This window comes from Streptomyces sp. SID11385 (genome assembly GCF_010548245.1).
In the GTDB taxonomy this organism is placed as follows: Bacteria; Actinomycetota; Actinomycetes; order Streptomycetales; family Streptomycetaceae; genus Streptomyces.
This window is the reverse complement of sequence record NZ_JAAGLR010000692.1, coordinates 1-9,333: the sequence shown is the minus strand read 5'-3', so window position 1 is coordinate 9,333 and position 9,333 is coordinate 1. Positions and strand designations below refer to the sequence as shown.

Genomic DNA, 9,333 nt, shown 5'->3' with positions numbered 1-9,333 from the left:
CTCCGGCACCGCCCGCGCCGACGACCCCCACCTCGCCGTCCGCGGCATCCCCGACGCGCCCCAGCCGCTGCGCGTCGTCCTCGACACCGAGGGCACGGCGGTACGGAGCGGAGCGCGCGTCCTCGACGACGCCGCGCCCACCCTGATCGCCCTCGCCGACGACGCCCCCGCGCCCGCCCACGACGGCGAGCTGCTGCGCCTGCCCCGCGCGCCGCACGGCGGCGGCCTCGACCTCACCGCGCTCCTCGCCGCGCTGTACGCCCGCGACGTGCGCGGCGTCCTCCTGGAGGGCGGCGCCCGGCTCGCCGGGGCCTTCGTCGCCGCCGGATACGCCGACCGCGTCGTCGGCTACCTCGCCCCCGTCCTGCTCGGGGCCGGCCCCGCCGCCCTCACCGAGGCGGGAATCCCCACCCTCACCGCCGCGTTGCGGCTCGACGTACGCGACAGCACGCGGCTCGGGCCCGACCTGCGGATCACCGCTGTTCCCACCACCGCACCCAAGGAGCGCTGAAGTGTTCACCGGAATCGTCGAAGAACTGGGTGAGGTCGTCGCCGTCGAGGAACTCGCCGACGCCTCCCGCTTCCGGCTGCGCGGCCCCGTCGTCACCGAGGGCGCCCGCCACGGCGACTCCATCGCCGTCAACGGCGTCTGTCTCACCGTCGTCGAGCACGAGGGCGCCGAGTTCACCGCCGACGTCATGGCCGAAACACTCAAGCGCTCCAGCCTCGGCGCCCTCGCCCCCGGCTCCCGCGTCAACCTCGAACGCCCCACCCCGGTCGGCGGCCGCCTCGGCGGGCACATCGTGCAGGGACACGTCGACGGGACCGGCACGATCCTGCGCCGCGAGCCCTCCGAGCACTGGGAACTGGTCACCGTCTCCCTGCCGGGCGAGCTCGCGCGCTACGTCGTCGAGAAGGGCTCCATCACCGTCGACGGCATCAGCCTCACCGTCGTCGAGGCCACCGACGACACCTTCAGCGTGAGCCTCATCCCCACCACGCTCGCCCTCACCACACTCGGCCACAAGCAGCCCGGCGCCCCCGTCAACCTGGAGGTCGACGTCCTCGCGAAGTACGTCGAGCGGATGCTCCGCCACGGCGAGCCCCCCACCGGGGAGCGGTGATGGTCGACCAGCTCAACGCCGAGGCGTTCACCCTCTTCGGGCAGCACGTCATCTGGTCCGACGCGGTCGGCAACACGATCGGCCTGCTCGCCCTCGCCCTCGGCTGGCGCCGCTCGGTGTGGACCTGGCCCGCCCAGTTCCTCTCCGGCGTCGTCCTCGTCGCCGCCTACCTCTCCGCGCACCTCAGCGGAGGCGTCGGCAAACAGCTCCTCGTCATCGTCGTCGCCCTGTGGGGCTGGCGGCAGTGGACGAAGGGCCGCCAGGAGGCGCAGGACGGCACCCTCGCCGTGCGCTTCGCCACCTGGCGCGAACGCGGGCTGCTCCTCGGCGGCACCGCACTCGGCACCCTCGCGGTCGGCGGCCTCTTCGTCGCCGTGCCCGACCTCTCCTGGAACCCCTGGCCGGACGCCTACATCTTCGTCGGCACCCTCGCCGCGATGCTCGCCCAGGCCAAGGGCCTCGTCGAGTTCTGGGCCGCCTGGCTGCTCGTCGACGTCGTCGGCGTCCCGCTCGCCTTCACCAGCGGGCTCGCCTTCTCCGGCCTCGTCTACGTGATCTATCTCGCGCTCGTCCTGTGGGGCCTGCGCGACTGGTGGCTGCGCTCCCGCGCGAACGCGGCCCCGGAAGCCGCCCCGGAAGGAGCCCCCGCATGACCGGCACCCACGAAAGCGCCCTCTGGAGCCCGAACGAGGGTCCCTGGCCGCACGACCAGGAACTCTCCCTCGCCCTCGACCCCGTCGCCCAGGCCGTCGCGGACATCGCCGCGGGCCGCCCCGTCGTCGTCGTCGACGACGAGGACCGCGAGAACGAGGGCGACCTCGTCCTCGCCGCCGAGAAGGCGACCCCCGAGATCGTCGCCTTCATGATGAGCGAGTGCCGCGGCCTCATCTGCGCCCCTCTCGAAGGCCCCGAACTCGACCGCCTCGACCTGCCCCAGATGGTCCGCCGCAACACCGAGTCCATGGGCACCGCCTTCACCGTCTCCGTCGACGCGACCCGCGAGCACGGCGTCACCACCGGCATCTCCGCCGCCGACCGCGCCACCACCCTGCGCCTCCTGGCCACCGCGAGCAGCGAGCCCGACGACTTCGTCCGCCCCGGGCACGTCTTCCCGCTCCGCGCCCGCCCCGGCGGCGTCCTCACGCGCAACGGCCACACCGAGGCCGCCGTCGACCTCGCCCGGCTCGCCGGACTGCGCCCCGCCGGGGCCATCGTCGAGATCGCCGGCGAGGACGGCGTCATGCTGCGCCTGCCCGAACTCGTCCCCTTCGCCCGCAAGCACGGGCTGAGCATCATCTCGATCGCCGACCTCATCGCCTACCGCCGCGCCACCGAGGCCGCGCCCCTGGAGGCCGAGCCCGCCGTGCGCCGCGAGGCCGAGGTGCGCCTGCCCACCGCGTACGGGGACTTCACCGCGTACGGCTACCGCTCCACCGCCGACGGCGTCGAGCACGTGGCCCTCGTCCACGGCGACCTCGGCGACGGCGAGAACGTCCTCGTCCGCGTCCACTCCGAGTGCCTCACCGGGGACGTCTTCGGCTCGCTGCGCTGCGACTGCGGCCCCCAGCTCGAAGCCTCCATGCGGCGCATCACCGAGGAGGGCCGCGGCGTCGTCGTCTACCTGCGCGGCCACGAGGGGCGCGGCATCGGGCTGCTCTCCAAGCTGCGCGCGTACGAGCTCCAGGAGCGCGGTCGCGACACCCTCGACGCCAACCTGGAACTCGGCCTGCCCGCCGACGCCCGCGACTACGGAGCCGGGGCGCGCATCCTCGACGACCTCGGCGTCCACTCGCTGCGGCTGCTCACCAACAACCCGGACAAGAGCGAGGCCCTCACCCACCACGGCCTCACCGTCCTCGCCCGCGAACCCATGCCCGTGCAGGCCGGCGAGTACAACCTCCGCTACCTGCGCACCAAGCGCGACCGCATGGGCCACGACCTGCCCTGGCTCGACCAGGCCCCGGCCACCTGCGCCCAGCAGTGACCGGACACCCGTACACCCCCATCGAACCCATCTACCGAGGAGCAGCGCGTGAGCGGTAAAGGCGCACCCGAGCTGAACGTCAAGAACTGCGGCGACCTCCGCGTCGCCGTCATCGCATCGCAGTGGCACGAGCAGATCATGAAGGGCCTCACGGACGGCGCCCTGCGTGCCCTCGCCGAGCTCGGCATCAGCGAGCCGACGCTGCTCCGGGTCCCCGGCAGCTTCGAACTCCCCGTCGCCGCCAAGGCGATGGCCTCGCGCGGCTACGACGCCGTCGTGGCACTCGGCGTCGTGCTGCGCGGCGGCACCCCGCACTTCGAGTACGTGTGCCAGGGCGTCACGCAGGGCCTCACGCAGGTCGCCGTCGACACCGGCGTCCCCGTCGGCTTCGGCGTTCTCACCGTCGACACCGAGCAGCAGGCACTCGACCGCGCGGGCCTGCCCGGCTCCACCGAGGACAAGGGCCACGAGGCCGTCACCGCCGCCGTCGCCACCGCCACCGTGCTGCGCGGAGTCGTCGAGCCCTGGCGCTGAGCCCCGTACCACCGACGAGACGTCCGCGTCCGCATGATGAGAGGCGGCGGCCCCGGCTTCGCTCCGGGGCCGCCGCGGCGCGTATGGTGAGGAAACCATGTCCCAGAAGACCTTCGAAGAGCTGTTCTCCGAGCTCCAGCACAAGGCCGCGCACGCCGACCCGGCCACCTCCCGCACCGCCGAACTGGTGGAGAAGGGGGTCCATGCCATCGGCAAGAAGGTCGTCGAGGAGGCCGCCGAGGTCTGGATGGCCGCCGAGCACGAGAGCAAGGACGCCGCCGCCGAGGAGATCTCGCAGCTCCTCTACCACGTGCAGGTCATGATGGTCGCGCGCGGCATCTCCCTCGACGAGGTCTACGCGCACCTCTGAGCCGTACCCACGCTCCCCCCTCCCGCACGGTCCCGCACGCCCCCGCGCGGAGCGGGCCCTCCCGAAGCGGGCCCCCCCTTTGTCACCCACAGAAGGACGTCACCGTCATGCTGCGCATCGCCCTGCCCAACAAGGGTTCCCTCGCCGGACCTGCGTCGGCGATGCTCCATGAGGCCGGCTACCGCCAGCGCACCGAGCAGAAGGAACTCGTCCTGGTCGACCCGGCCAACGAGGTCGAGTTCTTCTACCTGCGCCCCCGCGACATCGCCCTCTACGTGAGTTCGGGTCGCCTCGACATCGGCATCACGGGCCGCGACCTCCTGCTGGACTCGGGCGCCGACGCCGAGGAGATCCTGCCGCTCGGCTTCGCCCGCTCCACCTTCCGCTTCGCGACCCGTCCCGGCACCGCGAAGGGCCCCGAGGACTTCCCCGGGCTCACCATCGCGACCTCCTACGAGGGCATCGTCGCCCAGCACCTCGAACAGGCCGGGATCGACGCCTCCGTCGTCCACCTCGACGGCGCCGTCGAGACCGCTATCGAACTCGGCGTCGCCCAGGTCATCGCCGACGTCGTCGAGACCGGCACGTCGCTGCGCAACGCGGGCCTCGAAGTCATCGGCGAACCGATCCTGACCTCCGAGGCCGTCGTCATCCGCCGCAAGGGCGCGGAGACCGACGACGCCCGCGTGGGCCGCTTCCTGCGCCGCCTCCAGGGCGTCCTCGTTGCCCGCAGCTACGTGATGATGGACTACGACTGCCGCGTCGAGCACCTGGAGCAGGCCGTCGCGCTGACGCCGGGCCTGGAGTCGCCGACCGTCTCGCCGCTGCACCACGAAGGGTGGGTCGCGGTGCGGGCCATGGTGCCGACGAAGGGCGCGCAGCAGGTGATGGACGACCTGTACGGGCTCGGCGCGCGGGCCATCCTGACGACGGCGATCCACGCCTGCCGGCTGTGACCGGGTCGTGGGGCTCGGCCCCTCGTCCCGCTCCCCGATCGCCGGAGGGGCCGGATTTCCGGTGCCGTATGCTCGCAGCGCCAGTTCTCCCGTGAAAGACGAGTGCCCCGCATGAGCGCCCCCGCCGACCTCCCCCCGCTCCCGGCGACCTTCCGTCCCTCCCTCACCCGCGGGATTCTCATCGGGTGCGGGATCGGGATCTTCGTCGTCATCACGGCGGTCGCCTTCCTGCTCGGGATCGGCGGCGGGGAGGCGGCGAGCTTCGTGCTCACCGCCGTCGTCCTCGCCGGGGTGTGCTTCCTGCTCGCGCGGCCCAAGATCGTCGCCACGGCCGAGGGCGTCACCGTCGTGAACCTCACCACGCGCCGTACCCTCGGCTGGGCGCAGATCGTCCGGGTGACGCTGCGCGGCGGCGACCCCTGGGCCTTCCTCGACCTCAGCGACGGCACCAGCCTGCCCGTGCTCGGCATCCAGCCCGGTCTCGCCCGCGAGAAGGCCGTCGCCGACGCCAGGGCCCTCAGCGCGCTCGTGGACGCGCACGCCCCCGTACACGACTGAGCGCCCCGCCCGCACGCCTCGCCGCGGCCCGGCACGATCCGGGCCCCCGGGCCTGCCCGGCACCGCCGAATCGTGATTAATCTGGTAGGGCGGCACACGCCGAGTGCCGCCGCCGCCCGTGCCCCTTCCGGCACGGGTGACCCATCGAATAGAGGAGTGAACCTCTCCGGCAATGGACGGATCGTCCGGTAGTACGTGCGCCGCCCCCTTCCCTCACGGCACGGAGGCGGCGGTATGACCACATCGCTGCTGCTCCTCGGGGCGGCTTTCCTGCTCATCCTCGCCAACGGCTTCTTCGTGGCCGCCGAGTTCGGGCTCGTCACCGTGGAACGCGCCGAGGCCGAGCGCGCCGCCGAGGCCGGGGACCGCCGGGCCGGCGCCGTCGCCCGCTCCCTGAAGGAACTCTCCTTCCAGCTCTCCGGCACCCAGCTCGGCATCACCGTCACCTCGCTCGTCGTCGGCATGCTCGCCGAACCGGCGCTCGCGGACCTCCTCGAAGAGCCCCTGACGGCCCTCGGCCTGCCCGAGGCCGCCGCGCCCGGCGTCTGCGTCGTGCTCGGCATGCTCCTCGCCTCCGCCGTGCAGATGGTCATCGGCGAGCTGGTCCCGAAGAACTGGGCCGTCGCCAAGCCGCTCCAGGTCGCGCGCTTCGTCGCCGGGCCGCAGTACGCCTTCGCGCGGCTGCTCCGCCCCGTCATCGCGCTCCTGAACACCGCCGCGAACGCCCTCGTACGGCGCTTCGGCGTCGAGCCGGCCGACGAGATGGCCTCCGCCCGCACCCCCGGCGAACTCGTCTCCCTCGCCCGGCACTCGGCGCTCGCCGGTGCCCTGGAGAAGGACACCGCCGACCTCTTCGTGCGCACCCTCTCGCTGGAGGAGCTCACCGCCCAGCAGGTCATGACCCCGCGCGTGAAGCTGAGCACCCTCCAGTCCTCCGCGACCGCCGAGGACGTCGTCAACCTCACCCGGGCCACGGGCCTCTCGCGCTTCCCGGTCTACCGCGAGCGCATCGACGAGATCACCGGCACCGTCCACCTCAAGGACGCGCTCGCCGTGCCCTCCCACCAGCGGCTGCGCACCCCGGTCAGCCGCATCAGCCGCACCCCGCTGCGCGTCCCCGAGACGATGCCCGTGCGCACGCTGCTCGCGCTGCTGCGCACCGAGGAGCCGATGGCCGTCGTCATCGACGAGTACGGCGGCACCGCCGGGGTCGTCACCCTGGAGGACATCATCGAGGAGGTCGTCGGCGAGGTGCGCGACGAGCACGACGGGCAGGACCTGCCCGAACTCGCGCCGCTCCCCGCCGAGGAGGGCCGCCCCGCCTGGGAGGCGGACGGCGGCATCCGCGTCGACCAGCTCCGCGCCATCGGCCTCGATGTCCCCGAGGGCCCCTACGAGACCGTCGCCGGCCTCGTCGCCGACCTGCTCGGCCGCATCCCGGCCCCCGGCGACCGCGCCGAGCTGCCGGGCTGGCGGCTCGACGTGCGCCAGGTCGGCCACTACCGCGCCGAGCGCGTCCGCCTCGTGCGCACCGCGCCCGTCCTGGAGGCGGCCCGATGAGCGTGCTGCAACTCCTCCTCGCCGCCGTCCTGATCCTCGCCAACGGCTTCTTCGTCGGCGCCGAGTTCGCCCTCGTCTCCGTACGGCGCAGCCAGATCGAACCCCTCGCGGCGGACTCCGCGCGCGCCCGCCGGGTCCTGCACGGCCTCGAACACCTGCCGAAGATGATGGCGGCGGCCCAGTTCGGGATCACGCTGTGCTCGCTGACCCTCGGCGCGGTCGCCGAGCCGACCGTCGCGCACCTCCTGGAACCGCTCTTCACCGCCGTGCACCTGTCCGAAGGGCTCGTGCACCCGCTCGGCTACGTCATCGCGCTGCTCCTCGTCGTCTTCCTCCACCTCGTCATCGGCGAGATGGTCCCGAAGAACCTCGCGATGGCCGCGCCCGAGAAGGCCGCGCTGTGGTTCGGGCCCGGGCTCATCGCCTTCGCCCGTGTCTGCGGCCCCGTCACCGTCTTCCTCGCCGCGTGCGCCCGGCTCGTGCTGCGCGTCTTCCGCGTCGAGCCGAAGGACGAGGTCGAGGCCGTCTTCACGAGCGACCAGCTCAGCCACCTCGTGGAGGACGCCGGACAGGCCGGGCTGCTCGACGCGGAGGCCCAGGAACGTCTGGAGGACGCCCTCGAACTGGGCACCCGCCCGGTCACCGACGTCCTCCTCGACCGCTCCCAGCTCGTCACCGTCGACCCCGCCGTCACCCCGCGCCGCATCGAGGAGCTGACCGTCGCCACCGGTTACAGCCGCTTCCCGGTCCTCGGCGCGGGCGGCGTCTTCATGGGGTACCTGCACGTCAAGGACGTCCTCGACCTCGACGAGCCCGACCGCGCCGTCCCGCAGCGCCTGTGGCACCGCATGATCACGCTGCGCGCGGAACTGCCGCTCGACGACGCCCTCACCGTGATGCGCCGCGCCGCGACGCACCTCGCGCAGGTCGCCGACGCGAGCGGCCGGGTCCTCGGCCTCGTCACCCTGGAGGACGCGCTCGAACTCCTCGTCGGCGAGGTCACCGACCCGGCCCACCGCCTCCCGGAACCCGCCCAGGGCATCGCGCCCGGGCGCGCCCGCCTGAAGGTCGAGCCCGTCACGGTCCAGCGGCAGCCCCGCCCCGGCGAGGAGGCCCTGACCAGCTGAACCGGTCGCGGGTGCCGCCGCCGTACGGGGAGACCGTAGGGCGGCGGCACCCGCGCGTGGGGGCCCGGCCGGTTGCCTCCCTCGGCCGGGTCTCCCCGTCGGTCGCCCCCGCGCCTCAGAAGTCGTCCTCCGCCGTCGGCTCGTGCGGGCCCGGACTCCGCCCGGACAGGACCTCCCCGTACGCCTGCATCAGGTCCGGCAGGCGCAGTGTCGCGAGGTCGTCGCGGCTCGGTGGGTCCGGGTACCCCATCAGGCGCAGGTCGCGGTAGGCGCAGGACTTCTCGTACAGCGTGCGCAGGAAACGGCCGTTGCCCAGCTCGTCGATCCAGCCCTCCTCGACCACGTGCCCCGCGATCGAGGCCAGCTCCTCGCGCGCCTCCTCGTCCCAGCGGTCCCCGTTCGCGCCCGCGAGCACTTCCCCGATGCGGGTCAGCTCCGCCGGGCGGTACGAGGGGAAGTCGACGCGGCTCGTGAAGCGCGAGCCGAGCCCCGGGTTGGCGGCGAGGAGCCGGTCCATGCCCTCCGGGTAGCCCGCGAGGATCACCACGAGGTGCCCCCGGTTGTCCTCCGCGCGCTTGAGGAGCACTTGCAGCGCCTCGTCCCCGTACGCGTCCCCGCGCCCGTACCCGGAGTTGGAGAGGCTGTACGCCTCGTCGACGAAGAGGACCCCGCCGAGCGCCGAGTCGATCAGCTCGTTCGCCTTGACCGCCGTCTGCCCCAGGTACTCGCCCACGAGGTCCGAGCGCTGCGCCTCCACGAGGTGGTCCCCGCCGAGCAGCCCCAGCGCGTAGAAGACCCGCCCCAGGATGCGCGCGACCGTCGTCTTCCCCGTGCCCGAGGGGCCCGAGAAGATGAAGTGCCGCTTCGGGGGCTGCACGGGCAGCCCCTGCTCCGCCCGCAGCCGCGCCATGTTCAACTGCGCGGACAGCGCCCGCACCTGACGCTTCACCGGTTCCAGGCCGACCATCTGCTCCAGCTCGGCGAGCGCCGCCTCCAGGAGCGCCGGGTCGGCGGGACCGGCCGGCATCCGTTGCGGGCCCGGCTGCACGGGCAGCACCGCCTTCTCCCGCACGTCGTCGGCCGGACCGCCCGCCGGTGGCTCCCCGCCCAGGTGCGGCGG

10 protein-coding genes and 1 pseudogene are annotated in these 9,333 nt (G+C 73.3%); 10 read left to right on the top strand and 1 reads right to left on the bottom strand.

The genetic code is table 11. The features are described 5' to 3' along the window. The 10 genes and pseudogenes from G3I42_RS21200 to G3I42_RS21155 all read left to right on the top strand — a co-directional run. Nucleotides 1-511: dihydrofolate reductase family protein (locus tag G3I42_RS21200; protein WP_203607101.1), on the top strand; the 511-nt coding region annotated here is incomplete at its 5' end. 1 nt (nucleotide 512) lies between these two features. Then, nucleotides 513-1,124, top strand: coding sequence for a riboflavin synthase (locus G3I42_RS21195; protein ID WP_164288219.1), 612 nt, complete (start codon nucleotides 513-515; stop codon nucleotides 1,122-1,124). Continuing rightward, nucleotides 1,124-1,777: a nicotinamide mononucleotide transporter family protein gene (locus G3I42_RS21190; protein ID WP_164288217.1), complete on the top strand. Its 654-nt coding sequence runs from the start codon at nucleotides 1,124-1,126 to the stop codon at nucleotides 1,775-1,777. The genes G3I42_RS21195 and G3I42_RS21190 overlap by 1 nt, the downstream gene beginning before the upstream one ends. After that, nucleotides 1,774-3,105 (top strand): annotated as a pseudogene (locus tag G3I42_RS21185) (bifunctional 3,4-dihydroxy-2-butanone-4-phosphate synthase/GTP cyclohydrolase II); the annotation flags it as partial. The gene G3I42_RS21190 and the pseudogene G3I42_RS21185, both read left to right, overlap by 4 nt. A gap of 51 nt (nucleotides 3,106-3,156) precedes the next feature. Continuing rightward, nucleotides 3,157-3,642 (top strand): 6,7-dimethyl-8-ribityllumazine synthase, encoded by a 486-nt coding sequence (gene ribH, locus G3I42_RS21180; protein WP_164288213.1) that lies wholly within the window; start codon nucleotides 3,157-3,159, stop codon nucleotides 3,640-3,642. A gap of 97 nt (nucleotides 3,643-3,739) precedes the next feature. Continuing rightward, on the top strand, nucleotides 3,740-4,012 hold the full coding sequence (locus G3I42_RS21175; RefSeq protein ID WP_008749003.1) for a phosphoribosyl-ATP diphosphatase: 273 nt from the start codon (nucleotides 3,740-3,742) through the stop codon (nucleotides 4,010-4,012). Nucleotides 4,013-4,119: 107 nt separating this feature from the next. Next, nucleotides 4,120-4,968, top strand: a complete 849-nt coding sequence (gene hisG / locus G3I42_RS21170; protein WP_164288211.1) for an ATP phosphoribosyltransferase — start codon at nucleotides 4,120-4,122, stop codon at nucleotides 4,966-4,968. A 111-nt stretch (nucleotides 4,969-5,079) separates the two neighbouring features. Then, nucleotides 5,080-5,526 (top strand): PH domain-containing protein, encoded by a 447-nt coding sequence (locus G3I42_RS21165; protein WP_164288209.1) that lies wholly within the window; start codon nucleotides 5,080-5,082, stop codon nucleotides 5,524-5,526. Nucleotides 5,527-5,760: 234 nt separating this feature from the next. Beyond that, on the top strand, nucleotides 5,761-7,086 hold the full coding sequence (locus tag G3I42_RS21160) for a hemolysin family protein (protein WP_164288206.1): 1,326 nt from the start codon (nucleotides 5,761-5,763) through the stop codon (nucleotides 7,084-7,086). Beyond that, nucleotides 7,083-8,213 carry a hemolysin family protein gene (locus G3I42_RS21155; protein ID WP_164288204.1) on the top strand — a complete coding sequence of 377 codons (1,131 nt, stop codon included), beginning with the start codon at nucleotides 7,083-7,085 and terminating at the stop codon, nucleotides 8,211-8,213. Before G3I42_RS21160 ends, G3I42_RS21155 begins: the two co-directional genes overlap by 4 nt. 115 nt (nucleotides 8,214-8,328) lie before the next feature. Here G3I42_RS21155 and G3I42_RS21150 read toward each other — a convergent pair. After that, a partial coding sequence (locus G3I42_RS21150; RefSeq protein ID WP_164288202.1) for an AAA family ATPase occupies nucleotides 8,329-9,333 on the bottom strand: 1,005 nt, incomplete at its 5' end.

Excerpts from the sequence above, each read along its gene's own strand:
- G3I42_RS21155 (WP_164288204.1), top strand. The coding sequence starts at position 7,083 with ATGAGCGTGCTGCAACTCCTCCTCGCCGCCGTCCTGATCCTCGCCAAC.
- G3I42_RS21160 (WP_164288206.1), top strand. The coding sequence starts at position 5,761 with ATGACCACATCGCTGCTGCTCCTCGGGGCGGCTTTCCTGCTCATCCTC.
- G3I42_RS21190 (WP_164288217.1), top strand. The coding sequence starts at position 1,124 with ATGGTCGACCAGCTCAACGCCGAGGCGTTCACCCTCTTCGGGCAGCAC.
- hisG (WP_164288211.1), top strand. The coding sequence starts at position 4,120 with ATGCTGCGCATCGCCCTGCCCAACAAGGGTTCCCTCGCCGGACCTGCG.
- G3I42_RS21165 (WP_164288209.1), top strand. The coding sequence starts at position 5,080 with ATGAGCGCCCCCGCCGACCTCCCCCCGCTCCCGGCGACCTTCCGTCCC.
- G3I42_RS21175 (WP_008749003.1), top strand. The coding sequence starts at position 3,740 with ATGTCCCAGAAGACCTTCGAAGAGCTGTTCTCCGAGCTCCAGCACAAG.